Source organism: Acinetobacter sp. M5A5_2a (assembly GCF_053345265.1).
Map to the genome: position 1 here is coordinate 1 of NZ_JBKEZV010000010.1, position 25,789 is coordinate 25,789.

Here is a 25,789-nt window from a genome sequence, read left to right on the forward strand (position 1 = left end):
GGTAGTGTGGGGTTTCCCATGTGAGAGTAAGTCATCGCCAGCTCATTATTCTAAACACCCTCAACTTAACAGTTGAGGGTGTTTTTTTATGCTTGGGAAAATTGAAAATGATAGAATAATTTTGGAATGAATTATGATATAAACCAAATACCTTAAAATGATAACAAGAGTATGAATAATGAAATTTATAGGATTGAAAATATTTGTCTGTATGCTAGCTATAACACTTGGTAGTAAATCTATCTATGCTAATGAAGCTGTAGAAAGTTTATTTAGCACAAAAGCTTTTTTAAATATTTGTGTTAGTTCTAGAGGAAATCCAGAAATAATAAATAAACAAGCAAAAAATATGGGTTTTATTCAAATGCCTAATGAGTATGCTGCACATTTTTTAAAAGATTATAATGGGAGCGCTTGGATGATAAGCTCTTCAGAAGGGAAGTTTGTTATTACTCAACTCGATAACGGTGCATGTTCATTATTTATAAATAAAGGAAACTCAACTGAAATTCAGAAGAGTTTAGAAAGCTGGTTGCCCCCTAAATCTACTGGTTTAACTTATAAAAAGGAAATATCTAAAGATAAAAATTTGACTACAACAAATTATATTATTTCTAAAGATGGAAAGGCTTTAGAGACATGGATATATACTAGTTCATCTGAAAAGAATGCTTCATTAGTTGCAGTTATTTCCCATCAAATGAATTAATTAAAACAATTTAATGTATAGAAGAGCCAACTTTTATTAAAAGAGCTCTTCTAAAATTGATTATTTCAACTGTCTACGTGCATGTTTTAAAGCAGTTCGAAGACCTTCTTCTAGAGTTGGATGATAAAAGGGTTTCTCTAAAATATCATTTAAGGTTAAACCTTCGCCTATTATCCAGCTTAATAGGTGAGCCATATGTTCTGTTGCTTCTGTAAATAACTCAGCACCCAGAAGCTTTTGACTTTCTTTATCTATATAAACCTCAATGCCTCCTTTGTTTTTTCCAAGGACGATAGCTCTACCTTGTCGTTCATAAGAGGCTTCGCCAGTAATAAAGTCTATACCTGTGTCTTTTAGTTGTTTAGAACTTTGCCCAACGATCGCCATTTCTGGATCACTAAATACAATTCCTAATGGGGTAAGAGTCTTAATTGAATTGATTTGTGGATAGTTCAAACAGTTATGAACAACTTTTTTCCCCTCATGTGCTGCTTCATGTTGTAATGGTGTTGAGGTATAAGCATCACCGACAATAAAAATTGGATAGGTCTCTAATTGCTTGGTTTTTGCATTTATAGGTAATGACTTAATATCTTTAAAAGAACTATCAATATTTTCTAGTTTTAAAGTATCAAGCAAACTTGAACGGCCTGTTGCAACTAGAACATATTCAACTTTGAGAGTTTTCTCTTTTTCTTCAAGCTTATAATTTAATATGACACCTTCAGAATTACACTTAACTTCACTTGGTAAAGTCTCGAATAGAATTTTTAATTCTTTCCCTAGCTCTTTTTGCGCAAGTTGTTGAAGTTTCGAGCTAGTCAGTATTCCAATTCGTTTACTGCGAGCAAATATAGTGGTTTCTACGCTCAAACGATGCAAGGCTTGCGCGATCTCAAGGGCAATCACACCACTACCAATGACGGCAATAGATTTAGGTAGTGTTTTTAATTCGAATATTTGATCTGTTGTTATAAGTCGATTACCGAGTTCTTGCTTCCAGGCTTGATCATAATTAGGAGTTGAACCAACCGCCAGAATAAAACTTTTTGATTGGTAATGTTTCCCGTTAACTTCTACAGTCTGTGCATCAATAAAATGTGCTTTACCAGAAATTTTATGTTTAGCAGGCCATTGTTCTACATCTTTTAAAGTTGCTTGTGTAAAACGATCACGCAATGTTTGTACGTGCTGCATAACCTGAGTCGTATTAATTTTTGCAGATACATCCAAAGCAACCTCTTGAGCATTTTGAATGTCAAACATACGGTTTGCTGTAGAGATGAGGATTTTACTCGGCATACAGCCTACACGAGCGCATGTCGTATCCCAAGGTCCATCATTTATAATTAAAAGATTCTTAGTATATTTAACTGCTTCTTTGTAGGCGCTGATGCCTGCTGTACCTGCGCCAATGATAATAATATCGAACATTTTTCATTAAGCTATTTTAATAGATATTTAGAATATATAGAAAAACCCTCTTGAACAGAGGGTTTAGTTCTAATTATTTAGCTTTAAAATGTAAATTTTTGCATAAAAGGTGTTTTTAAAGTAGTGGAAACAGTTCCATTCTGATTAATAGACTGACCTTCAATACTTATGCCATTAATTAAATGTTTAAAGTTCAAAGTGGTTCCGTTCATACTTTGTTTAAAGGTAAATATATCTTTTCCTTCTAGATAAATACTGCCATTAAATTTTTGTGTATTAGTCGCTGGAGCTTCGTTCTCAACGCGACTTCCTTCAAGGCTACTAATATTAGGTAAGCTTAGGATTTGATTACCAGATTGACTCACCTTATATGTCGCATTATTTGTGTTTCCTGCTGTTGAGTTCACGACAAATGAGATTGGTTCTGCAAAAGGAACATTAGAGTTATCATTGATAAGTACGTTGAAACCAGAACCACCCTGAACTACGTAGAGATCACCATCTGTTGATGTATTATCTTTATATACACTCATTGCACCAGTAGTAACTTCTTTTTCAGTGGGTTGACCTGTTTCTGGATCTTGAACAATAGTAGTTGTAGTAATTTTATAATCACTTGTTGTTGAATTAATTAACACAAATCTTTTTTGCTTTGTTTGTTCAAGTCCCCATGACTGTTGAAATGGATACGCAAAGGCTCCAGTAATTGTTACATCCTGGAAGTTCTTATCATTATTTTCGTTTTCAAAAATATAAATTCTGGTATTTGATTGATAATCCTCTAAATTTGGAGATATGTTATCGCTTGCCAGTTTAATATTCTTTAAATCATCTGCTGTAATATCAAAGTCCCAATCATTATAACCAGAAAGCAAGGTTTTAATTTCTTCACCTTTAAATACATAGCAGGCGCGGTAGTCTGTAGTACTCTTAATAAAGCATTTATCACGATAGTGGTCGGAGTACTTGGTAAGATCTACTTTTCGAATATCTAATGTTAACTTGAGTGGACCTTGTGCGAAGGTATCTAATGCGTGATCAATATAACCTTTTGATAATTTTTCATCATTAAGATCATATGCACCAAATAAATATTTCCCTTCTTGCTTTACGCTATTTAAAACAGAAGTCGCTAACTCTTGATCTGTTGATGGTGTGGTTGGTGTTGTCGTAGAACCAGAGTTTGAATTCTGGTTATAGTAGCCATCACTGCCACCCCCACCACAAGCTGTCAAAAAAGCAGCCAAAGTAACCCCACATACCCCATGAGTAAGTTTCATCATTATCCCCAATTAAAATGATAAGTTATTTAAAATAATTTTTTAGATTTATAAAATAACATATATTTCATGAGGTTGCTCATTATATTTGTGGGGAAGCTATCCGATTAAATTCGTGTACCCATAGTTACTCCAACTGTAGGCTTTACTTGCATTGATGAGCATGCTGTAAGAATTAAACAGGTTAAAAGAGCAAATATAAATTTATTCATGAAAATTAATAAATGATTCAAAAGATTTAAATACTTTAGATCAATATTATTTTTAGTTCTGTTGAGTTCGTGCAGAGATATGCAAACTAAGTTATCAAAAAACCCTACTTTAAAGAAGAAATAGGGTTTTATAAAATATTAATTTCTTAAAATTAATCGTCTAGCAAATCCATTTGTTTTGCTAATTGATATAGGTTGTTTGAGCGGTTTCCTGTACGGCAGAACATAAGTACAGGTTTTGGCAACTCATTGTAATGATTTGCGAAAGTACGTACATCGAGTTCTGTAATCTGTCCAGCTACAACAGGTTGATAAACGTAGTCTAGACCTACTTGACGTGCTGCTTCTTCAATTTGAGCACTTGTAGGTTGTTCTGGGCCGCCTTCCATATCTGGTCGATTATTAATAATCGATTTAAATCCTTTTTCTACAACTTGGCCAACATGCTCTGGACCAATTTGACCTGCGAAACCAACATTATCTGACATTTCGTCACTCCAAAATTTAACAAAACCTCTTATGCTGTATCATAGCATTAAGCCTAACCTGAGATACAAGACACTCGTGTGTTGTTCTGACTGAGAAAGTTATGTCTTATAGCTAAGTTATAAATTTTAAAAATGATCATCAAGCTATTTTAAAATTGGTTATTCATATTCTATTTCAACGGAGCACATATGCACGCTTATACGGTTGAGCCTTTATATGTTCCATGTGGTCAGGAAACGATCGCAGCTGATTTTTATATTCCAAAAACAAATAAGAAATCTGCCGTTATTATTATGGCCCATGGTTTTGCAGCGTTGCGTCAATTTAAATTAATCCAATATGCTCAGCGGTTCGCACAGGCGGGTTATGCTGTTATTTTGTTTGATTATCGATATTGGGGAGGAAGTACAGGTAAACCCCGAGAAATGGTCTCCATCAACTCACAGTTAGAAGATTGGAAGACAGTAATTCAATATGCTTCTACCTGTAAGCTTGTGGATAATCGAAGGATCGTGTTGTGGGGGACCTCATTAAGTGGGGGATATGCGCTAAGTCTGGCTTCTGAATTAAAAAATATTCAGGCAATTTTAGTACAAATTCCTTATGTCGATGGCGCTGAAACTGCCAAGCTTTATCCTTTGCAACGCTATCCTCAAGCATTGAAGTTATCGAGTCAGGATTATATGGGATCAAAAATGGGGCTTAATCCCAAAAGATTGCCTGTCGTCGATCAACATAATTTATGCTTTATGCCTACAGCTGATAGTTATTATGGTTATTTATCGATTGTAAATCCTGACTATTATTGGAGTGGGGAAGTTCCTGCACGTGTCTTTTTTAATTTGATGCGATACCGTCCAATTCAAGTTGTACGCCAGATTAATATTCCAGTTTTATTTATTGCGGCCCAAAAAGATTCACTTATTCCTATTGAGTCCAGTCGCGAAGCTGCGACAAATATTGCGCCTTTTGTGAGTTATCATGAGTGGGATATGAAACATTTTGATATTTATCACGGTTCATGGTTTGAAAAAGCAGTGATAACCCAATTAGAATTTTTACATCAGCATATAGGAGTGGTGTAAATGATTATTGTATGTGCATCGTGCGGTGCAAAAAACCGAGTTCCGGAAGAAAAACTTCCTGAGCAACCAAGCTGTGGGCAATGTCATCAGCCATTACTACCGCTTGCGCCTATTGAGTTAAATGAGCAAAATTTTAGTAACTACATCACGAATAGTGATCTACCTATTTTCATAGACTTATGGGCAGAATGGTGTGGACCTTGTAAAATGATGGCGCCACATTTTGCGCAGGTCGCAAAACAGAATCCAGGCGTTATTTTTGCCAAGATTAATACCGAAGAATCTCCTCGCTTGAGCCAAGCTTTTCATGTGAGAAGTATTCCGACACTTGTCTTAATGAATAAAACGACAGAGGTCGCGCGTATTAGCGGTGCATTACGTGCGCCTGAATTGCAACAGTGGCTTGATCAACAACTTCAAACGAATTTCGGGAGCTAAGGTGTCAGAAGCTTATACCAAACCAGAAGGGGTTTTATCCTTACAAACGATTGCCATGCCAGCCGATACAAACTGGAGTGGTGATGTCTTTGGTGGATGGATTGTGTCACAAATGGACTTGGCTGGAGCAATTCACGCAGAACGTTTCAGTCGTGGCCGCTGTGCTACGATTTCCATTAATCAAATGACCTTTTTGGTTCCGGTAAAGGTTGGCTTTGTCATTAGCTGCTATACCAAAATCTTAAAAGTTGGAAATACTTCTATTCAGATGCAAATTGAAGTTTGGGATAGTCATGATGACTCTCGTGAGCCAATACGTATTACTGAAGGAGTCTTTACCTTTGTAGCAGTGGATGTGAAAGGTAATAAGCGTCAGATTCCCGAAGAAGCGAGACAAAAGTTTTTAGTATCTTGTGAATAATAAAAAAAGCCCAAATTCAAATTTGGGCTTTTTTATATCTTTATTTCTTACGTTTAGGTAACCATGCCCACAGCATTTGGCAATGGATTGGTTCATTGCCTGCATCATCAATCACAGTAACCGGAATCACAAGTTCACCTTTCTCATTATCTGCAATAAACTTTTGCTGTTCAGTAGATAACGTTGCTGTAGCAGTTAAACCACCTTCAACCACTTTTAAATAATCTACATGCAATGATTTGATTAATAAAATGCGGTTATCAGGAATGTGTAAACCCGTTAGGAAACCAGTCGCAGTTTCTGCTAAAAGAGCCATAGCAGCAGCATGGACTCCTTTAATATGATTCTGCATATTTTTTTGGTTTTCTAAACGGACAGTAACGTGATTTGAGTCTACTTCCAGATAGCGAATATTTGCTGTACCCACCATTGGCACGATACGACCAAACGCCTTGCTCCAAAGTGTACTCCGAATACCTTGAGGGAATTTTGAAGTCGCTTTTACCAGTTTTGATAGACGATTGGATTGAGACATGGAATTACCTTAGCTTTGAATGTCACGACAAGAGATTAATCTTTAAAGTTATTAAACTGTAATGGCACACCAAATTGTTGTTCACGTAAAAAATTCATCACTTGTTGTAAAGTGTCGCGCTTTTTATCCGTTACACGAATTTTGTCGCCTTGGATAGAAGATTGCACTTTAACGCCACTTTCTTTAATGGCTTTATTAATTTTTTTTGCAGTATCTGAGTCAAGACCGTCTTTAAGTTTAATTACTTGTACAAAATTTTTGCCTGAAGCAGCAGCTTTTTGCGGGTCTAGAGCTTGTACATCAATTTTACGTTTGTAAAAATGATTTTCTAACATGTTGTAAACTTGTTCACACTGGAAATCACTTTCGGTACTGATTTTAATTTCTTTATTTTTTTCGTTTATTTCGACTGAAACATCATGACCACGAAAGTCAAAACGTGTTGCAATCTCTTTTTGTGTGTTCTGTACGGCATGATTAACTTCAAAAATCTCTAATTCAGAGACAATATCGAAAGAAGGCATAGTTTAGACCTTTACAAAGGGAAAGAATATTTGAGATGCTAAGAGGGTTTTCTTCATTTGCCAAGTGTTGTTTACATCAAAGGAGTGCACAATGATCCGTAAACAAGAAATTACAACATTTGAATTCCCAGAAAATGCTGTTATCTGGGATGTCCGTGATACAAATGCTTATGCAGAAGGGCATGTTAAAGGTGCGGTAAATCGCCCGATTAATGATTTGAATGCTGATATTTTGAACCAGGTCTCTGCGGGTCAGCCGATTTATATTTTATGTGGTGGTGGTAGCAAAGCTCCTCGTGCAGCTGAGACACTAGAAGGATTCGATGCCTCGCGTGAATATGTCGTGCTGATGGGGGGGACACGTGCAGCTCGTGATGCCGGCTTGCCTCTAGAGCAGGGCGCATAAAAAAAAGCACCTTCGGGTGCTTTTTTATGGAATTGAACTATTGTGGTTTGAAATAAGGCTTTCTAGGTTTTACTTTTTTTTGGAATCGTTGCGGATTCAATTTTTGTAATAAGCGGTCGGGTACTGGACAAGCTTCTTCTAACATTTGGGCAACTAAGATCTCACTGCATAGCGGAGCAAATAAGAAGCCCTTAGAACCAAGACCAGCAAAAGTAGCAATTTGGCTATTCTCCTGCATTTTTCCAACGAGAGGAAAATAATCTAAGCTTTGTGCGCGGATAGATGCTCGGCCTTGCCAAGTAGTTGTAGAAGGCAATTGTTGTGCATATTCAGGGAATACGCTGTGGATTAATTCAAAGTTATGCACATGGTCTTCTGGCACTACTTCTTGATCCTCACGATTTGGGTAGAAAGACGCACCTAAAATCATCTGTGAAGCATTAAGTTGCATACAGTAGCCGCCATAGCTATAAGCTTTCTGTATAGGTAGGGGAGCAAAAGTATTGTCAACCCAGCTTACTTGCCCACGTATTGGTTTTAACTGTGGATAGCTTTCAAAAAAAGTCGCGCTTTGACGTGCACAGCATACGATCACATGGTCGCTTTCATCGATAGTTTTATTCTCGCTTATGATTTGTACTTTATTTTCACAAGATACAAGCTCTGTAATATTGAGAATTTTTAAATCGATCAAAGGATGTTGCAAAATTTCATCACGTAATTGATGTGGTGAAACTGAGCCCGCTTCGGTAAGTAAAACACTTGAATATGCGGTTTCAAGTGAGTTGATTGAGTGGGTAACAACCTGAGCTGGATATTGATTTACAAGATCGAGAAGTTCATCAGCATTTTTTAAGGCGATTTGTTGTATTTGAAGTGGACGAAATGCTTGAAAATTTTTATAAAAATTCAAGGCATGTTGCCAACTTAAGGTCATCAGATGTTCATGACTTTGCTCAATTGGGCATAGCTTTGGATTAAGCAGGGCTAAAGGGTTTCCAGAAGCACCAGATAATGCCTCTGTTCGCTCATATAGGGTGACTTGATGCCTACGCGCAGCAAATGCCCATGCCGTAGTTAAACCTGCTATACCGGCCCCAATAATCGCAATATGCTGTTGTCCCTTACCCAATGAGTGAACTGGGTCTGATGGGGAGGACTCATCATCAGATTGAGGTGGGTTCCAGATCGCTTTGAGCATTTCCCGTTTATGCCGAAAACCACGTGGACGAGAAATATTAATACCGTGCGCCTTTAGTCCACGTTTTAAAACACCCGCGACACTAAAAGAGGAAAATGTGCTGCCATAGTCAGAAAGACGGACAATATGGTTTAAAACGTTTTGTTCCCACATGTCTGGATTGCAAGAGGGCGCAAAGCCATCTAAAAACCAAGCATTTACTGCTTTAGTTTTAGCCATGCTTGGGAAAATATCTTGTGCATCTCCTAGCCATAAGTCGATGCTAAAACGCTCTTCAGGGAAGCTTAAACGATGACATCCGGCAATAGGTAGCGGATATTGTTCAATTAACTGGTCTGCAAGTGGTTTAAGCTCATCCCAGACATTTAAAGCGCGAATGAGGTCGGCTTTAATTAATGGAAATTTTTCAACACTAATGGCGTGTAAATGGCTTTGATTATCAGGACGGACTTGTTGCCAAAGTTGCCAAAGTGCAAGAATGTTTAAACCCGTACCAAAACCGGTTTCTCCTACACTGAAGTATTCAAAATCTTTTAGATTGGCTAATCGTTCTGATAAGTCGTTACCATTTAGAAAAACATGCCGTGTTTCAAGTAGGCCATTATCTTTAGAGAAATAGACATCACCAAATTGTTTGGAAATGGGAACCTCGATACCATCGATTAATTCCCAGTCCAGTTCTGCTGTTTGTATACGGTTTGATACGTTCATTTAGTTTAATAGATCGCTTGGATTTACCACTGGCGTCGACGTTTTGTATGGATATAACTAGAGATAAAGAAACCCAGCAATACGCCACCCGCTAAGGTAACCGCACCATATAAAAACATTTGTGCACTACGTTCGCTTTGTAAGACTTGGACCTGAACAGAGAGGCTATCATTTTTTAACTGTAACTCTTGGTTCTGGGCGAGTGCTTCAAGATTGGCATGTTCTAACTGTTTTAAACGAGATGCCTGATCTTGAACTAAAGCTTTGATTTTCGCATCTTGCTGTTGTTTATTCTTTGCAAGTTGCTCAGCCGTGAGTGGTTTTGTTGCGGTCGACGCCGTTGTAGCAGCTGTTGGAACTGGCTGATTCGCAGCCTGAGTTGAAGGCGCACTTGGAGGAGTCGTTGCTGGTGTGGCAGCAGGTTCAACTGCACTAGCAGTTGAACAGATCAAACACAAGCCGAGAAAGCTTTTGATTGCAGGGTGCATATGATTACCCTTTTGGAAATGCTTTATTAAACGGTTTTACATCAATATGAGCGTAAATGCCTTCTTTGAGAAATGGTTCTTCTTTTAACCATTCGTCTAATGCTTCGCGACTGTCGAATTCAACAATCATGGTGCTGCCATAAAAACCTGCTTGAGGATCATTAGGGTCTTTGGGCATAGCTCCCGCTGTAACAAGGCGGCCTTCATTATCAAGTTTTTGCAAACGTTCGATATGCTGAGGGCGTACTGCCAAGCGTTTTTCTAAAGTTCCTTCGTTATCGGTACAGCTTAGAACAAAAAAAGGCATGTAATCGTATCTCTGTAATCAATCAGGAATCATTTTAAGCTTCAGGTGACTTAAAATGTTTACGTAAAATAATGAACTGAATAATGATAAATGAAAACATGACAATCATGTCACCAAATGCAGTGAATTCACCCCAATATTTTCCGCCGTGAAATAAAAATGCGAAGAAGATATGTAAACAAGACATCACCACAAACATGACTGCCCAAGCAAAATTTAGATTTTTCCAACCTTTTTCACTTAAGTCTAAAATAGGGTCAAATAGACGTCGTATGAGTGGCTTACGATCTTTACCAAACCAAGGTGAAACTAAGAATGCACCTGCAAAAACCAAATTCAAAATTGCAGCTTTCAGACGAATATAGAAATCATCACTTAACATGAGGGTGATGCCACCAAAAATGACAGTCATAAACAATACAAACCACTGTTGTTTATCTAGACGGAATTTTTGGAAAACAAATAGGGCACCATATACCACAAGCATTGAAATAATTAAGCCTGTAGTCGCTACAAGAATATTATTATTATCGGCACCACCAGCAGACCCGATCAGTTTAAGTAAAGGATGCTGTGTATCGGTTGGATCAACTGTTTTATATAAATAGAAGAAAATAATTAATGGAACAAAGTCCAGAAGTGCTTTCATGTTAGAGTATCTGATCAGGTTTGGTGAATGGCATAGTATAAAAGATGCAAGGCATAGATTTACATACACATAGCAATATTTCTGATGGAACTTTGTCTCCGGAATTACTGGTGCAAGCTGCTATAGATGTGAATTTGCATACTTTGGCTTTAACTGACCACGATACAATGGATGGGTTGCAGCGAGCTAGAATTGCTGCACAAGGTCATGATTTAAAAATCATTTCTGGTACAGAGATTTCAAGTCAGTGGTCACGTCCAACAACGAAGAAGAGTTATGGCGTACATATTGTTGCTTTAAACATGCAAAATGAAGCGCCAATTTTAGAAGCATTAGAACAACAAAAAAGAGTACGGGCGCAAAGAGCTAAAGTAATTTGCGATTTATTAGAAAAATGTATTGGTTTTCAGATTTATGAAGATGTTCTTGCCAAAGTAGAAGATCAGGCAGATCGCATCACCAGAACACACATTGCTAAAACACTCGTCGAGAAAAAAGTTGTAACCCGTCCTCAACAAGCATTTGATCGTTTCTTAAAAGAGGGAAGACGTGCTTTTGTAAAGTTTGAAGGATTAGGGTTAAAAGAAACAATTGACATGATCCACGAAAGTAAAGGGTTGGCAGTTTTAGCACATCCGACTCGTTATGATTTATCTGCAACTAACGTTCGATATTTAATTGAATTGTTTGCAACTTCAGGCGGAGACGCAATTGAGCTACCCCCACCGATGGAAACTTTATCTACTCGCCAGATGATTGATCGGATGATTGAGCAATATCAATTAGCCGTATCGATTGGCAGTGATTTTCATGGTGAAAATATGCCATGGATTAAACTGGGAAATACACCTAAGCCAACGGCTAATCAGCACGGTGTTTGGGAACGTTTTCTCTAAGCCATTATAACAAGTTATTATCTTGAGCTTGAATTGGTGGTGGGGTAGGTTTCCCCAAAGTCCCTAAAAGTTCAATTTCGATACTACGTACCATGGCATCTAAAGGTAAATCATTACTTTGAGTACCGAAAGGCTCTTCAATTTCCGAGCTGAGTGCATCAAGTCCTAAGAATGTATATGCCAAAATTCCAACCAGTAAAGGTGTTGCTAACCCAAGCAATGAACCAAGACTGAATGGCAACATAAAACAGAAAAAATAGACAGTGCGATTGAGCAAAACTGAATAGGCAAATGGAATAGGTGTATTGGCGATTCGGTCACAGCCAGTTTGCACGACACTTAAATCTGCAACATTTCTATTCATCTGGGCATAGATGATGTCTGAGATTTCACCTTCTTTAAGCGCTTGCAATAATTCCCAGTGAATGAGGCTAAGTGTGTACTGAGGGGCATTATTTTGCTGATAGAGCTGGGTGAGTGCTTGCTGGCTCATACCACTGGTTTGTATTAGCTCAGTTGGGTTCGCGGTCTGACGACGTAAACGATCTCGTAACACGTTAGCAAAAACAATCACATGCTGAATAACACGTTCACGGCGGGCTTGAGTCAAAATTCGGCAGTCACGGTCAAAATGGCGTGAAGTTGCAATTAAAACACCCCATAATTTTCGGGCTTCCCACCAACGGTCATAACATGCAGTATTTTTAAATCCTAAGAAAATAGAAAGTACGACGCCAATAAGGGTAAAGCCAACCAAAGGAATCTCTGGAAAGCGATAAAGATTGATATATTCTACGCCCCCAATGATTGCCGAAATCAGCATAACGACCCCTAGAGAGGGTAAAATTTTGGGTAAAATTGTCCCTCGCCAAGAGAATAATACTTTGAAAATACTAGGCTGCTCACGAACAATCATTTTATTTTTAACGTCACTATTTTTGCTTTGATCTTCTAGGCTTAGTGCCCCTTTGTCAATATCATTGAACTGATATTATTGCTGGGTTGAGCAGTTGTTGTTCAGCAAATGAAAAGCTTCCTTCTGGTGAGATAATAAAATGATCCAAGAGGCGTATTTCGACAAGCTGACAGGCATGTTCCAGTTGCTGAGTTAAGGCAATATCTTCGGCAGAAGGCTGCGCTGAACCAAATGGATGATTGTGTGCAATGACCAGTTGGCAAGCATGTTGCTGTAGGGCGTAGCGTAGGGTTTGATTGACTGAAACCGCACAATGTTGAACTGACCCAAAAAATAACTTTTTAAAATGAAGTTTTCTTAATTCTGGATCAAGACAGAGCACTGCAAAGACTTCTTGTTTTTCGCCTTTTAATTCGTAGCGCAAATAATCCAAGACTAAATCAGAAGTGTGAAGGCTGAGATTATTTTTCTGAAAGTGATGATCGAGATAACGCCGTCCGAGTTCTTTGACTGCTAGTAATTGTGAATATTTTGTTGCTCCAATTCCATTAAATTGAGTTAACTCACTTAAAGATGAATCAAACACTGCATTTAGGCTACCAAAGTGCTGAATGAGTAACCGTGATAATTCGACTGCTGAATGTTGTCGTGAACCTGAGCGAAGAAAAATTGCGAGTAGCTCTGCATCTGATAGACTTTGCGGACCTTGTTGTAATAACCGTTCTCTTGGCCGTTCTTGTTCGGGCCAATTTTTAATAGAAGTATTCATATTCCCCAGCATAATTCGCTTAAAATTTTATTTTGTTTGCCCAATCAATCTTGGGTCTGCGCGTATTTAATGCTATTGTGAGCGCCACTGCAACAGTAAGGTATCCTGTTCGTGAGCTTTGATCTAAGTGTTATTCCTCATAAAAACATTGTTTTAGCTGTCACTGGCGGAATTGCTGCCTATAAAAGTGCCATTTTAGTCCGTCGCCTTAAAGATTATGGCTTTGACGTGCGTGTGGTCATGACACATGGTGCTCAGGCATTTATTACCCCACTAACGTTTCAGGCTCTTTCTGGTAATCCCGTTCATACTGAACTTTTAGACCCTGCGGCTGAAGCTGGGATGGGGCATATTGAATTAGCGCGTTGGGCTGATTTATTACTGGTTGCGCCTGCAAGTTGCGATACTTTGGCAAAATTTGCGCATGGTTTAGCTGATGACTTGCTCAGTACAGTGTTTTTGGCAACAAAATCTCCTGTGTGGGTTGCACCTGCCATGAACCAGCAAATGTGGGCAGCCAAAGCAACACAACGAAATTTACAAACCTTGGTCGAAGATGGCGTACATGTGATTATGCCAGATGCGGGTGAGCAGGCGTGTGGTGATGTCGGTTTAGGCCGTATGCCAGAGCCAGAAGAAATTGCAAGGCAAGTGGCTGGCTATTTCCATCAGGCTCAACGTGCAATCGCTGAAAAATTTGGGTTGTTGGCTGGAAAGCGAGTTGTGATTACCGCTGGGCCAACGCGTGAAGCGATTGACCCTGTTCGTTATATCTCGAACCACAGTACTGGTAAAATGGGCTTTGCTTTAGCTGCTGCCTGTTACGCTGCTGGTGCACAAGTGACGTTAATTGCTGGACCTGTAAGTTTAGATACACCGAATGGTGTAAAAAGAGTAAATGTTGCCTCAGCACGACAAATGTTAGATATCAGCATGAACTCGTTAGAAACAGGCTGTGATATCTTCATTGCAACTGCCGCAGTCGCGGACTATCGCGTAGCAGAAGTTGCCGAGCATAAAATTAAGAAGGCAGGGGATGAGTTGAATGTTTCCCTTGTGAAAAATCCAGATATTGTGGCAACCATTGCGGGTCAGGAAAAACGTCCATTTATGGTGGGCTTTGCTGCTGAAACACAAAATGTTGAAGAATATGCGGCAGGAAAACTGGTCGCTAAAAAACTAGATATGATTGCATGCAACGATGTGTCACGTGCAGATATTGGTTTTGCTTCTGATGAAAATGCCATGACGGTTTTCTTTGCTGAAAACTATCACATGAAAAAGCGTGAGTTAGAGAAAGCATCTAAACAAGAAATTTCTCAACAGTTAGTTGAAGCAATTTCGGATGCATTGCGCCGTAAATAATATGTTTTAAATAAAAAAACCGCGAATTAATCGCGGTTTTTTTTATATGTCTTACTTTAGACAACTTAAGGAATTTCATCTTCAAATTCAGGCTTAACCTGAACGATGAAGTCCTGACGGTTAAGACCACGCCATAAGGCAAAAGCTGTACCGATATAAATTGAAGAGTAAGTACCTACAAAGACACCAACAAACATTGCAACAGCGAACCAGTGTAGACCATCACCACCTAAGAACATCATTGCTAGAACGACAAGCAATAAGGTCATTGATGTATGAATGGTACGACGTAAAGTTTCGGTTAAAGCAATATCGATGATTTCACGAGGAGTCGCTCCGCGAATTTTACGGAAATTTTCACGGATACGGTCTGACACTACAATGTTATCGTTAAGCGAGAAGCCAATGACAGCAAGTACCGCAGCTAAAACCGTAAGGTCAAATGGCCACTGGAATAATGCAAAAGCACCAATAATAATGATGATGTCGTGGAATAAAGACATCACGGCACCCATCGCGAGTTTGAACTCGAAACGGATCGTCACGTAAATCAACATTAAGATAAGTGCAAGTGCAACCGCACCAGCAGAGCGAACATAGAGCTCGTTACCAACTTGACCACCTACAGAGTCCACTTTATGAACTTCTGCGGCATTGTTTGGCAACTGTACAGCCTTAGTAATCGCGTTATTAAGGTCTTCAACCTTAACTTCTTGTACTGGCATGCGCACAAGTAAGTCTTTATTACTACCAAGTGTTTGTACTACAGCATCTTTAAAGCCAGCTTTGTCGAGTGCCTGAATAACTTCAGACTGATTTGCTGGTTGAGCGTAGTTAAGCTCAGCTGAAACACCACCTGTAAAGTCCAAACCGAGGTTAAGACCTTTAGTTACAATAAAGAAAATACTCGCTAACGTAATAAGGATCGAGAAGATTGCCGCAGGTTTGGCAATCTTCATGAACGGGATGATTTTTGCATCATCCGGACGTCCATATTGTTTTGAATCTTGTTGAGTCACTTTAGTCATCATCGATCTCCTTAAATGCTCAACTTTTTCAAATTACGGCGTTTACCATAAATGATTTGTACAATTGCGCGAGTCACTGTAATTGCAGTAAACATCGAACACACGATACCAATCATTAATGTTACGGCGAAACCTTTGATCGGGCCTGTACCAATTGCAAACAAAATGAATGCAACGAGGAACGTCGTTAAGTTCGAGTCAAAAATGGTGTTATAGGCTCGATCATAACCGGCCACAATGGCCTGTTTGGGCGATGCACCCCAGAGCATTTCTTCTCGAATACGCTCACATATCAATACGTTCGCATCGACGGCCATACCAATGGTAATAACGATACCCGCAATACCTGGTAAGGTGAGGGAAGCCCCAATCCATGACATAACCGTTAAAATCATTGCCAAGTTAACAACAAGTGCAAAGTTAGCGATTAAACCGAATAGACGGAAGAAAACCACCATCCAGATTGCAACAAGCAAGAAGCCGATTTGAGTTGATAATACGCCCTTATCAATGTTTTCTTGACCAAGGCTTGGACCAACTACACGTTCTTCAACAAAATACATTGGCGCAGCCAAAGCACCTGCACGTAGCATTAATGCAAGTTCTGATGCTTCTTGAGGAGAACTTAAACCGGTAATACGGAAAGTTGAACCTAAAACGGCCTGAACTGTTGCAGCATTGATGACTACAGATTCAGTGTATGGAGTACGAACTTCTGTTTGTGCACCAGTTTTAGGATCTGTGACATAAGTAATTTTTTGCTTATTTTCGATGAACAATACCGCCATGCGTTTACCAACAGCATTACGAGTTGCATCGGACATAAGCTTACCGCCAGCACTGTCGAGAGTAATATTTACTTCGGCACCACCAGAGTCTTGGCTAAAGCCAGAACTTGCATTTTGAACACGCTCACCCGTCAAGATACGGTTACGTTGCAACAAAAGTTGACGACCGCTATCTAAAGACTCATAAGCAAAAACTTCTGTACCCGGAGGTAAAGGTTGACCATTATATTGACCTGTATATGGGTCAATATATTGATCATTTGAGTCAGAAACCAAACGGAATTCGAGGTTTGCAGTACGGCCTAAAACACGTTTCGCTTCAGCTGTATCTTGAACACCCGGTAATTCAACGACAATACGGTTGCTACCCTGACTTTGTACCAATGCTTCTGCAACACCAAGTTCGTTAATACGATTACGTAATGTTGTTAAGTTTTGATTCACCGCATATGACTGAATTTCTTGGCGACGTACATCGGTATAAGAAAGCTTTAAAGTAGAACCTGTAGAGCTTGCTAATGCCTGTTGGGTATATTCATTCCCATTACGACGTAAAAAATCCATTGCTGCATCACGGTCAGCATTGTCAGCAAATTGAACAGTGATCACATTATTGGTTAATGCAAGACTATTAAATTTGATCTTGTTTTCACGGAACTGACGACGTAAATCGGTGGCAGAGGTTTCCATACGTTGGGCAACGGCTTTGTCCATATCTACTTCAAGCAAGAAGTGGACACCACCACGTAAGTCCAAACCAAGTTTCATTGGTTTTGCCCCAATCTTTTGCAACCATTCTGGTGTGGTTGGTGCAAGGTTTAGGGCGACAACATATTGATCACCTAAGTCACGGCGTAATACTTCTTTTGCTTTCAACTGCGCTTCAGAAGAGCTGACACGCAATAGGGCAGCATTATTTGTAAAAGTATTATCGTGACTTGCAATGTTTGCTGTTTTTAAAATTTGCTCTGCTTTTTGCACCACACTTTGATCAATTTGGGTGCCAGCTTTGGCACCGGAAATTTGAACGGCGGGCTCATCCGGATATAGACTAGGCAGTGCGTATAATGTACTGATTACCAGAACAACCAGAATCAGTAAATATTTCCATGCAGGGTAACGCATTCGCTTTCTTCTTAAATGAAAAAGCCGTGCTAAAGCACGACTGTTTTATGATTAAAGGTTATTTAGAGTGCCTTCAGGTAATACTGAAATTACGCTGGCACGCTGAATTTTTACTTCTACACCACGGCTAAGTTCAACAACTGCATAGTCACCTTCAATTTTGGTCACTTTGCCCATTAAACCACCAGCGAACACAACTTCACTACCTACACCTAAGCTCTCGATTAAAGAACGGTGCTCTTTAGCACGTTTTGCTTGAGGGCGCCAAATTAAGAAATAAAAGATTGCAACGAATACGACAATCATCAAGATGTTTGGCAAAATACCTGTAGTTGGGCCAGCTGCCGGTGCTGCATGTGCAGCAGAAATTAAAAAGCTCATTTTGATTTCCTAAAGTTAAAAATATGAGTCAGATACCTGACATAATCCTAATTCGTTTTGCAATTTACCTTGTCTTGAGGTTGAGCGCAAATCGGGCTTATTCATCAACCGGACATGGTGGAACTTCTAAACCACGACGGGCATAAAAGTCCTGAACAAATTCATCAAATGTGCCATTCTCTAATGCATCACGCATACCTTCAGTTAAACGTTGGTAATAACGTAAGTTATGAATAGTACCGAGCATAGACGCTAACATCTCTCCACATTTTTCAAGATGGAATAGATAAGCACGGGTAAAGTTCTTACAAGTGTAGCAATCGCAATGTGGATCGAGCGGGCTCTGGTCATGGCGATATTTACTATTACGAATACGTACCAGACCATCAGTGACAAAATAATGACCGTTTCGCGCATTACGGGTTGGCATTACACAGTCGAACATATCGACACCGCGGCGCACCGCTTCAACGATATCTTCCGGTTTACCAACGCCCATCAAGTAACGCGGTTTATCTTGTGGCATTTTGCTTGGTAGATAATCTAAAACTTTGATCATCTCATCTTTAGGTTCACCTACAGATAAACCGCCAATCGCATAACCGTCAAATCCGATTTCAAGAAGACCATTTAAAGACTCATCACGTAAGTCTTCATACATACCGCCTTGAATAATGCCAAATAATGCATTCTTATTTTTGAGCTCATCATGATGATGGGTTTTACAACGTTTTGCCCAGCGTAAAGAAAGCTGCAATGATTTTTGCGCTTCTTCATGAGTTGCAGGATAAGGTGTACATTCATCAAAAATCATGACGATGTCAGAGTTCAAGACCTGCTGAATTTCCATAGAAATTTCAGGCGATAAAAATACTTTTGAACCATCAATCGGCGAGCGGAAAGTAACACCTTCCTCTTTGATTTTGCGCATTGCGCCAAGACTAAAAACCTGGAAACCGCCAGAGTCAGTCAAAATTGGCTTATCCCATTTAATAAAGTTATGTAGACCGCCGTGTTCTTTAATCACTTCAAGACCCGGACGCAAATATAAATGGAAGGTATTTCCTAAAATAATTTGTGCCTGAATGTCTTCGATATCACGCGGTAACATACCTTTGACTGTGCCGTAAGTCCCCACTGGCATAAAAACAGGTGTTTCAACAACACCATGCTCTAAAGTTAAACGACCACGACGGGCGCGCCCCGACTGACCTAATTTTTCAAACTTCATCTAAAAATCCTGAACACGAGCAGAGGCGAAGAAACAGTTCGCTGCTAAAAAGAGAGCTATTTTCCTTGATTCTGCGATGTAGTTCTACTACTAAATGTAGCTGGCTATAAAATAGATAAAATTTCCGACAGGTTAGGGGCTGTTTTTTTCCTATTAAAAATTAGGTTTATAGTCAAAATTTTCATTAACAAGATTATCCTTAAAAGGACGAATCGCTTTCTTGGATAAAGTTAATGTATTGATGAGATTGTTAGGGAATACTTCAATCTGGTTGTTAAACAGCTCGACATTACGGTTAAAGATACTAATCGCAGCACCTACATTTTCGTTTTGTTCCTGAATATCATCCATCATTTTGCTATAAAGTGAATCGGCTTTAAGCTCAGGGTAGTTTTCAACAACCACATTTAAGCTTCGAATCAGTTCTTTGCTCATTTTCTCGATTTGTTGGAGCTGAGAAATATCAGTGTTATTTACATTTAAATTAAGAATTTGCTGACGTAGTTCGGTGACTTTTTCTAATGTCGATTTTTCAAACTGAGTATATTGATTCAGTGTTGTCTCAAGCGCTTCCAAAGTTTTGACTTTTTGACGTTCGAAATTGGCAACCTCAGACCAAGCACGTTTGGTCGCATTAAAATAACGTACGATGGTATTACGGATGTGAACGCCCCAGACAATCAGTACAACAAAAATCCCCAGGAAAATAATTAAACCAGTCATGGTTAGTTCCTTATTGTTATTCCCTCAGTTTACTTTTTAACTTCTCATTTTTATGAGTCGACAATTAAGTAATACGAGAGATTTATTTAATTAAGTTCAACATTAATTGCTGAAATTTTTCATATTGCGGCATGGTCATGGTACGTAAGTGTCCACGCAATGCTGAAACATCATGAATTTCACTTTGCTTACTGGTGGTGTGAAAAAGGTTTTGCTCACCCAGATAACACAAAATTTGTTCTTCGTGATGATAAATTAAATCACCTGTAAAGTGTTGAAAAAAATCATGTAATTTTAAAGTTAAGCTCGGGCTGACTTCTTTGGCTAACTGATGTTGATTAACCCCAAAAATATTAAGTTCTTGGTTAATCAAAATATCACTACTTTGCCATTTACTGCTGTAGGGAGTAAAAAACCGAGAACGCTGATTGCTGACAGCAATACCTAGGGCAGGCATTTCAAATATAAAAGCGCCCCATAGGTCTTTATGAATTTCTTTTATAATTTTTTTATCGCTACTTTGATCTTGAATAATCGGTATTTCATTAACGTAATGATATTGAAACAGCAAGACTTGATGATCGGTTACGCCATCGTTCCATGTGACAGAAGCATATTGGGTAATTTCATTAGATTCAGTCCCTCGGTTAAACAGTGGGAAATACTGTTTTAATTTACTCAGAACTAAAACTGGCTGAGCATGAATGGGAAGATAAGCGGGTAACTGCTGAAACTGTAAACCGTAACGCAAAATCACCATACGCTGTTCTAGGTAACGGATAACTTGCGTTAATGGTTCTTGAGATTGATAGAGTAAATAAGCCAGAAACCCTGTTAAAAAGGCACCTAAAAAGCTCCAAAGATATTGAATATGCGGATGAAGAAAATAACCAAAACCTAATATTGTGATGCTGCAAATAGCGAGTAAATAGGGGAGCACATTAAAAAAACGAAGGTTGTGATCTTCACGCCATGGATGTAAAGCATCTAAAAGATCTTGGGCTGAATGAGATTTTTGTCCAGCATCCCAAAGTCGAGCAATATTGCGAAAAACCTGTGTATTTTTTTTACGTCTTATATGAAGAGCTTCTTGTACAGTATCGATTGGCATGGAGGTAATGAATTGATTATCATAAAAAAGTGCTATCTAAGATTATCTTTTAAATTGAAAGAGATAAATACTAAATGCTTTTAAATTAAGAAATTGTCTTCAAAAATTTGATGCTTGAGTTTTATTTATAAATTTCTGCAACACACAGGGTTAAATTCATGATTTTTTATTGTAAATATCTGGGCTGGGTTAAACCTTTTAATTCACCAGTGTGGTTTAACCCAACCTCAATTTTTTAAACTTCTAATTTATCAACCAGCATTGCATCGCCATAACTAAAGAAACGATAGCGGCTTTTAACTGCATGTTCATAGGCAGCTAAAATGTTGTCTCGATTTGAAAGAGCTGACACCAACATGAGCAGGGTAGATTCTGGTAAATGGAAGTTGGTAATTAAACGATCTACGATGCAGAACTCATAGCCCGGATAGATAAAAATTTGTGTGTCGCCAGTCCAAGCTGCGATTTTACCGCGATGAGCTTGAGCTGCACTTTCTAAAGCACGTGTTGCAGTTGTGCCTATGGCAATCACTTTATTTCCGCGTGCTTTAGTCGCCAAAATTAAATCAATGGTTTCTTGAGGAACATCACACCATTCACTGTGCATGATATGGTTGGTAATGTCATCAGTACGAACTGGCATAAATGTGCCGGCACCAACGTGTAAAGTCACAAAAGTTTTTTGAACATTTTTTTGTTCTAATTTTTCTAATAGTGCTTCATCAAAATGTAAGCTCGCAGTGGGTGCGGCAACACTGGCAATTTTTTCAGGATTATGAAAAACCGTTTGATAACGTTCGGTGTCAATTTCTTCTGCTTCACGGTTAAAGTAAGGCGGAATAGGTAATTGACCATATTGCTCAAGGACAGGCAAGATTGGCTGTGAAAACTCAACCACAAATAAATTTTCGTGACGGCCACGGACAATCACAGGAATGTTATCTGCACCAACAAAAAGCTCAGCACCTGCTTTAGGTGAGTTACTCGATTTAATATGACAATACGCTGTGGTGTGGTTCAGCATGCGCTCAACCAAAATCTCAATAGCACCACCTGTAGAACGTTTTCCTTTAAGTCGAGCTTTCATGACTTTGGTGTCATTGAGCACTAGCAGATCACCTTCTTCGAACAGATCGATAATGTCTGTGAACATGTGATCGTGATATTGACCCTTTGAGTCTAAGTGCAACAACCGCGAAGCACTACGTGATTCAAGAGGGTAACGGGCAATAAGTTCATCAGGTAATTCAAAGGAAAAGTCAGACAGTTGCATATTTGAGAAAAAACACCGCAAAAATTGCGCCTAGTATAAACTTTTTCGCTTTTTTATGGCTGTGCTTCTGGCTTAAATCATGAAAAATGTTTAAGTGATCTAAAAGTGAACGATAATATTCACTTAGGGTTTGACAAGTTTTACAAACGCGCTAATATACGCAACACAAACATACTTCCTCTCCCGAGGTGGTGAAATTGGTAGACGCGGCGGACTCAAAATCCGCTGTCAGAGATGACGTGTCGGTTCGAGTCCGACCCTCGGGACCATATTCAGAATCTTATGATTCTACGAAAACCCCTAAGCTAACGGCTTAGGGGTTTTTTGTTGGGTAATTTTTTACGAAATTTTGATAATATATGATGAAGCAAAGCTAATTCAGTTGTATCGTCAAACACGTGAAGAAATACGTTCTGGGTTGGCCTCTATAGCTGAGACTTATGCAAATCAATTTAAATAAAATATTTCAATATGAACTTAACTGACTTTCAAAAAAGACTTTTATGGGGTTTAGGGATCCTATTTATTTTAATTTTATGGATAACGTTTCCTCTGATTTTTAAGGAATGGGTATTTACACTATTAGTTAAGCCACCCTTTACTCCAGAGGCATTTGCTACGTTAGGCCCAATAGGTGATATTTTTGGAGGCTTAACGGCATTCTTTACTTCAGCTACATTAATTATTGTTATGTATTCTGCGTACTTACAAAAAGAGGCTAATAAAGATGCACGTGAAGCTATGGCAGAACAACTTAAGCAAGCAAGGGAGGCGAATGATGAACAACTTAAACAAGCGAAAGAGGCAACTTATTTACAGCTTCAACAAGCAAAAAGTTCAATGGATGAGCAATTAACTTTAGCAAAATTAACAAATGAAGCGCAGATTAAAGAATCTAGATCTTCAATATTTTCTAATCTATTTTATGGTTTATTAAACTTAAAATTTAACAAACTACAAGAGTTGTCAATTTACCATTCTGAAAAGGTATGGAAAGGAGACATAATTTTTATTTTACTTTCTGGTGAATTAAATAGACTTATACAAAATGAATGGATTGATATAGAACAAGTAGATAGACGCCAAGTAAGAGAAAAATTTGAAAATTTTTTAAACAAAAGCCGCGGTCATTGTTCTGATACAGTTTTTTCTTATTTTACAATTTATATTAGTTTAATTGGTTTAATTTTAAAATCAGAACTAGACGATAAAGATAAAAATTTTTATTTTCAAGTATTAAGTAATTCGATGACTCTTCATGAACAAATGATTTTATTTTGGATTTCACCAACAGTCTTTAATTTTAATAAAGATTTGCCAAAAACTGGGATTTTTAACCAATTCTATGATGAAAAATTAGTCCCATTTGCATTGAAATTTCATAAAAAATCAAGTTTTAGAGAGTCGAATTGGGTATCTGAATTTGAAAAGGAAATGAAATAAACCCAGCCTAAGCCGAGTTTCTTTTAAATCACTTAGCATGTATCGCGCGGTTAATATTGACCACTTGGTGATGTAGTGTGTTGATGATGGCACTAAATTCTTGTTCTTTTAAACCATCATCGACTTTCATTTTTGAAAAGGCAAAAAGTAAGTTTTGAAGGTTCTCAAGTGGATATTCAATTTCTTCCAGTATTTTTTCAGCCGTCATCTTCTTTTGGCTATTAATGTCTAGTGTTGAGTGCATTTCTCTCTCTTTCTATTGATCATGAGGCTGTTTTATGAACTCGCATTTCTAAGATCTTACAACTCTCCACCTTCAAACATTTGTTGTATTTTCCTAAAAACTGCTCGCTTTATGTATCTAAAAACCTTTAATTGAAACTTCACATTTCTATTTTGAAAAGAAAGTTGCTCTTTTAATGTACTGTGTTAAAGTTTGTAGTAGATCATAATGATTATAAGTACATTTCTTTTAAGAGCGGTTCCGACCAAAAACGACAAAATCTGTGAGGCGGGCAATGACATTCCAACATTTAGAACTAAACCAGATTGAGCAGTTAAGTGCTTGTAGAATATCGCTTTTGCTTGGATTAAATGCCGAGCAGAACTATATCGAGCAATTTTTCCGGTTTAGTCTTCGTCTTTTGAAGTGTAAAAAAGCCTTATTGACTTTTAATCAAGAACCTTACTTTTGGCATCGTTGCCCAGATGGTATGACCGCCATTTCGTTTAAACCTTCAAAACATTTAAAACAGTGCTTTGCTAAACAACAGGTGATTAATCACTTACATCCTTCCTATCAAAATTTAACCAACTATTTAAAAGAATTAAATATTGAGTGCAGCAGGGCATTGGCCGTGCATCTTCTACACCCTGATAAAACATCTATGGGTTTCGCCGTTTTTTTTGATGACGATGCAACAACATTTGAAGATGAAGACATCCAGTTATTGCTCGATTACTGTTCTACTTTTATGCAACAGGTCGAGTTAAAGTTTAACTATGAAGAGTTAAACGAACTCTATGAGCAACAAGTCGCGATTAACTCAAGTAAAACAAAATTCTTTTCAATCATTTCACATGATCTTCGAGCGCCATTTCATGGTCTGCTAGGTTTTTCAGAAGTACTCGCCAAAGAGCGTGAAACTTTAGATGAATCGAGCATTCAAAACATTGCAGACTATCTATATGACACTTCGCAATCGACCTATAACTTGCTCGAAAGCTTACTGACATGGGCGATGGCTGAGGGTGGGCGTTTTGTTTATCACCCAATTAACTTTAACCTTAGACAAGTCAGTAATATCGTTTTTGATGTTTTATATACCTTAGCTTTAAAGAAAAATATTGAATTGGTGAATGCTGTACCAGAAGATTTAAAAATCTATGCTGATATCAATATGATGACCTCAGTAATTCAAAACTTGGTGTCAAATGCGCTGAAATTTACAGATGTTGATGGTTCGGGCAAAGTCTTTATTGAAGCCAAACAAACTGGTGAAAATATTGAAATAACAGTTCGAGACACCGGTCTAGGCATGACCAGGCAACAAATGGCGAATTTGTTCCATCCACGTATTACTGCCAGCTTCAAAGGTACCGCAGGTGAAAAAGGTGCGGGTTTAGGTTTGAGCTTATGTAAACGTTTTGTCGAGATTAATCAGGGGAAAATTAATGTCAGTTCCAAAGAGGGTGTTGGAACCACATTTAAAGTTTTATTACCTTCGGCTCAAGACAGTCATGATCCTCATATCGAATATCAATCATCATCGGAAGCAAAATTAGTCTAATCCCTTTTCCTACCACTACTCGAACTGCTATAACTAAAAAGAGAGTACGAGGAAAAGAGCT

Annotated in this window: 28 protein-coding genes, 1 tRNA gene and 1 pseudogene; 11 read left to right on the forward strand and 19 right to left on the reverse strand. The window is 38.4% G+C overall.

Translation table 11 applies throughout. The annotated features are described in order from the left end of the window. Positions 1–178: 178 nt before the first annotated feature. Positions 179–709 (forward strand): NMCC_0638 family (lipo)protein, encoded by a 531-nt coding sequence (locus ACLBWE_RS13565; RefSeq protein WP_447603505.1) that lies wholly within the window; start codon positions 179–181, stop codon positions 707–709. A gap of 60 nt (positions 710–769) precedes the next feature. On the opposite strand, the gene ACLBWE_RS13570 is transcribed toward ACLBWE_RS13565, so the two are convergent. The 3 genes from ACLBWE_RS13570 to ACLBWE_RS13580 all read right to left on the reverse strand — a co-directional run bounded on the left by ACLBWE_RS13570 (position 770) and on the right by ACLBWE_RS13580 (position 4,123). Beyond that, complete coding sequence (locus ACLBWE_RS13570) at positions 770–2,143, reverse strand: dihydrolipoyl dehydrogenase (RefSeq protein WP_447603507.1); 1,374 nt, start codon at positions 2,141–2,143, stop codon at positions 770–772. A gap of 83 nt (positions 2,144–2,226) precedes the next feature. Next, positions 2,227–3,423, reverse strand: coding sequence for a hypothetical protein (locus ACLBWE_RS13575; protein WP_205470168.1), 1,197 nt, complete (start codon positions 3,421–3,423; stop codon positions 2,227–2,229). Positions 3,424–3,787: 364 nt separating this feature from the next. Further along, complete coding sequence (locus ACLBWE_RS13580; protein ID WP_002116083.1) at positions 3,788–4,123, reverse strand: TIGR01244 family sulfur transferase; 336 nt, start codon at positions 4,121–4,123, stop codon at positions 3,788–3,790. Between the two features lie 189 nt (positions 4,124–4,312). Here ACLBWE_RS13580 and ACLBWE_RS13585 point away from each other — a divergent pair, with 189 nt between their 5' ends. From ACLBWE_RS13585 to ACLBWE_RS13595, 3 genes are read left to right on the forward strand one after another with little or no spacing between them, the layout of a single operon-like run. Continuing rightward, positions 4,313–5,209 carry an alpha/beta hydrolase gene (locus ACLBWE_RS13585; RefSeq protein WP_003655110.1) on the forward strand — a complete coding sequence of 299 codons (897 nt, stop codon included), beginning with the start codon at positions 4,313–4,315 and terminating at the stop codon, positions 5,207–5,209. Then, positions 5,210–5,647, forward strand: coding sequence for a thioredoxin TrxC (gene trxC, locus ACLBWE_RS13590; protein WP_004638738.1), 438 nt, complete (start codon positions 5,210–5,212; stop codon positions 5,645–5,647). It abuts the gene before it with no gap. Position 5,648: 1 nt separating this feature from the next. Continuing rightward, positions 5,649–6,068: an acyl-CoA thioesterase gene (locus ACLBWE_RS13595; RefSeq protein WP_004638741.1), complete on the forward strand. Its 420-nt coding sequence runs from the start codon at positions 5,649–5,651 to the stop codon at positions 6,066–6,068. Positions 6,069–6,108: 40 nt separating this feature from the next. On the opposite strand, the gene ACLBWE_RS13600 is transcribed toward ACLBWE_RS13595, so the two are convergent. Then, positions 6,109–6,603 carry a DUF4442 domain-containing protein gene (locus tag ACLBWE_RS13600; protein WP_447603511.1) on the reverse strand — a complete coding sequence of 165 codons (495 nt, stop codon included), beginning with the start codon at positions 6,601–6,603 and terminating at the stop codon, positions 6,109–6,111. Between the two features lie 35 nt (positions 6,604–6,638). Continuing rightward, on the reverse strand, positions 6,639–7,127 hold the full coding sequence (locus ACLBWE_RS13605; RefSeq protein ID WP_004638746.1) for a YajQ family cyclic di-GMP-binding protein: 489 nt from the start codon (positions 7,125–7,127) through the stop codon (positions 6,639–6,641). Between the two features lie 91 nt (positions 7,128–7,218). Here ACLBWE_RS13605 and ACLBWE_RS13610 point away from each other — a divergent pair, with 91 nt between their 5' ends. Continuing rightward, positions 7,219–7,533 carry a rhodanese-like domain-containing protein gene (locus ACLBWE_RS13610; protein ID WP_004638747.1) on the forward strand — a complete coding sequence of 105 codons (315 nt, stop codon included), beginning with the start codon at positions 7,219–7,221 and terminating at the stop codon, positions 7,531–7,533. A gap of 37 nt (positions 7,534–7,570) precedes the next feature. Here the strand turns inward: ACLBWE_RS13610 and mnmC are convergent, their stop codons facing one another. From mnmC to ACLBWE_RS13630, 4 genes are read right to left on the reverse strand one after another with little or no spacing between them, the layout of a single operon-like run. Beyond that, positions 7,571–9,445, reverse strand: a complete 1,875-nt coding sequence (mnmC, locus tag ACLBWE_RS13615) for an FAD-dependent 5-carboxymethylaminomethyl-2-thiouridine(34) oxidoreductase MnmC (RefSeq protein WP_447603514.1) — start codon at positions 9,443–9,445, stop codon at positions 7,571–7,573. A 23-nt stretch (positions 9,446–9,468) separates the two neighbouring features. Continuing rightward, positions 9,469–9,933: a hypothetical protein gene (locus tag ACLBWE_RS13620; RefSeq protein ID WP_416660133.1), complete on the reverse strand. Its 465-nt coding sequence runs from the start codon at positions 9,931–9,933 to the stop codon at positions 9,469–9,471. A 4-nt stretch (positions 9,934–9,937) separates the two neighbouring features. After that, positions 9,938–10,240 (reverse strand): YciI family protein, encoded by a 303-nt coding sequence (locus tag ACLBWE_RS13625; protein WP_003655119.1) that lies wholly within the window; start codon positions 10,238–10,240, stop codon positions 9,938–9,940. 34 nt (positions 10,241–10,274) lie between these two features. Continuing rightward, on the reverse strand, positions 10,275–10,889 hold the full coding sequence (locus tag ACLBWE_RS13630; protein WP_003655122.1) for a septation protein IspZ: 615 nt from the start codon (positions 10,887–10,889) through the stop codon (positions 10,275–10,277). A gap of 44 nt (positions 10,890–10,933) precedes the next feature. On the opposite strand from ACLBWE_RS13630, the gene ACLBWE_RS13635 reads away from it, so the two are divergent. Beyond that, a complete protein-coding gene (locus tag ACLBWE_RS13635; protein WP_133747698.1) occupies positions 10,934–11,785 on the forward strand; it encodes a PHP domain-containing protein in 852 nt (283 codons plus the stop codon). Positions 11,786–11,789: 4 nt separating this feature from the next. On the opposite strand, the gene ACLBWE_RS13640 is transcribed toward ACLBWE_RS13635, so the two are convergent. Together ACLBWE_RS13640 and radC are read right to left on the reverse strand one after the other, a co-directional pair. Beyond that, entirely contained in the window at positions 11,790–12,701 is a 912-nt protein-coding gene (locus ACLBWE_RS13640; protein ID WP_003655126.1) for a bestrophin family protein, read from the reverse strand. Between the two features lie 61 nt (positions 12,702–12,762). Then, positions 12,763–13,482 carry a RadC family protein gene (gene radC, locus ACLBWE_RS13645; protein ID WP_080595481.1) on the reverse strand — a complete coding sequence of 240 codons (720 nt, stop codon included), beginning with the start codon at positions 13,480–13,482 and terminating at the stop codon, positions 12,763–12,765. Between the two features lie 99 nt (positions 13,483–13,581). Between radC and coaBC the strand changes: the two genes are divergently transcribed. After that, positions 13,582–14,835 carry a bifunctional phosphopantothenoylcysteine decarboxylase/phosphopantothenate--cysteine ligase CoaBC gene (coaBC, locus tag ACLBWE_RS13650; RefSeq protein ID WP_003655128.1) on the forward strand — a complete coding sequence of 418 codons (1,254 nt, stop codon included), beginning with the start codon at positions 13,582–13,584 and terminating at the stop codon, positions 14,833–14,835. Positions 14,836–14,900: 65 nt separating this feature from the next. On the opposite strand, the gene secF is transcribed toward coaBC, so the two are convergent. The 7 genes from secF to queA form a co-directional block, all read right to left on the reverse strand. Then, positions 14,901–15,866, reverse strand: a complete 966-nt coding sequence (gene secF, locus ACLBWE_RS13655; RefSeq protein WP_017392409.1) for a protein translocase subunit SecF — start codon at positions 15,864–15,866, stop codon at positions 14,901–14,903. An 8-nt stretch (positions 15,867–15,874) separates the two neighbouring features. Then, positions 15,875–17,776, reverse strand: coding sequence for a protein translocase subunit SecD (gene secD, locus ACLBWE_RS13660; RefSeq protein WP_447603519.1), 1,902 nt, complete (start codon positions 17,774–17,776; stop codon positions 15,875–15,877). A gap of 51 nt (positions 17,777–17,827) precedes the next feature. Next, positions 17,828–18,157 carry a preprotein translocase subunit YajC gene (yajC, locus tag ACLBWE_RS13665; RefSeq protein WP_003655131.1) on the reverse strand — a complete coding sequence of 110 codons (330 nt, stop codon included), beginning with the start codon at positions 18,155–18,157 and terminating at the stop codon, positions 17,828–17,830. A 97-nt stretch (positions 18,158–18,254) separates the two neighbouring features. Then, positions 18,255–19,388, reverse strand: coding sequence for a tRNA guanosine(34) transglycosylase Tgt (tgt, locus tag ACLBWE_RS13670; protein ID WP_004638765.1), 1,134 nt, complete (start codon positions 19,386–19,388; stop codon positions 18,255–18,257). Between the two features lie 153 nt (positions 19,389–19,541). Beyond that, positions 19,542–20,111 (reverse strand): LemA family protein, encoded by a 570-nt coding sequence (locus ACLBWE_RS13675; protein WP_347019488.1) that lies wholly within the window; start codon positions 20,109–20,111, stop codon positions 19,542–19,544. Between the two features lie 82 nt (positions 20,112–20,193). Further along, positions 20,194–21,222 carry a hypothetical protein gene (locus ACLBWE_RS13680; RefSeq protein WP_447603522.1) on the reverse strand — a complete coding sequence of 343 codons (1,029 nt, stop codon included), beginning with the start codon at positions 21,220–21,222 and terminating at the stop codon, positions 20,194–20,196. Between the two features lie 235 nt (positions 21,223–21,457). After that, a complete protein-coding gene (gene queA, locus ACLBWE_RS13685) occupies positions 21,458–22,495 on the reverse strand; it encodes a tRNA preQ1(34) S-adenosylmethionine ribosyltransferase-isomerase QueA (protein ID WP_447603524.1) in 1,038 nt (345 codons plus the stop codon). A gap of 182 nt (positions 22,496–22,677) precedes the next feature. Here queA and ACLBWE_RS13690 point away from each other — a divergent pair. From ACLBWE_RS13690 to ACLBWE_RS13700, 3 genes and pseudogenes are all read left to right on the forward strand, one after another. Further along, a tRNA-Leu gene (locus tag ACLBWE_RS13690) sits at positions 22,678–22,764 on the forward strand. Between the two features lie 92 nt (positions 22,765–22,856). Then, positions 22,857–22,955, forward strand: a pseudogene (locus tag ACLBWE_RS13695) (helix-turn-helix domain-containing protein); the annotation flags it as partial. A gap of 11 nt (positions 22,956–22,966) precedes the next feature. Beyond that, positions 22,967–23,938: a hypothetical protein gene (locus ACLBWE_RS13700; protein WP_447603526.1), complete on the forward strand. Its 972-nt coding sequence runs from the start codon at positions 22,967–22,969 to the stop codon at positions 23,936–23,938. Positions 23,939–23,966: 28 nt separating this feature from the next. On the opposite strand, the gene ACLBWE_RS13705 is transcribed toward ACLBWE_RS13700, so the two are convergent. Then, a complete protein-coding gene (locus ACLBWE_RS13705; protein WP_447603528.1) occupies positions 23,967–24,182 on the reverse strand; it encodes a hypothetical protein in 216 nt (71 codons plus the stop codon). A gap of 274 nt (positions 24,183–24,456) precedes the next feature. Here ACLBWE_RS13705 and ACLBWE_RS13710 point away from each other — a divergent pair, with 274 nt between their 5' ends. After that, positions 24,457–25,728 (forward strand): sensor histidine kinase, encoded by a 1,272-nt coding sequence (locus ACLBWE_RS13710; protein WP_447603530.1) that lies wholly within the window; start codon positions 24,457–24,459, stop codon positions 25,726–25,728. Positions 25,729–25,789 lie beyond the last annotated feature (61 nt).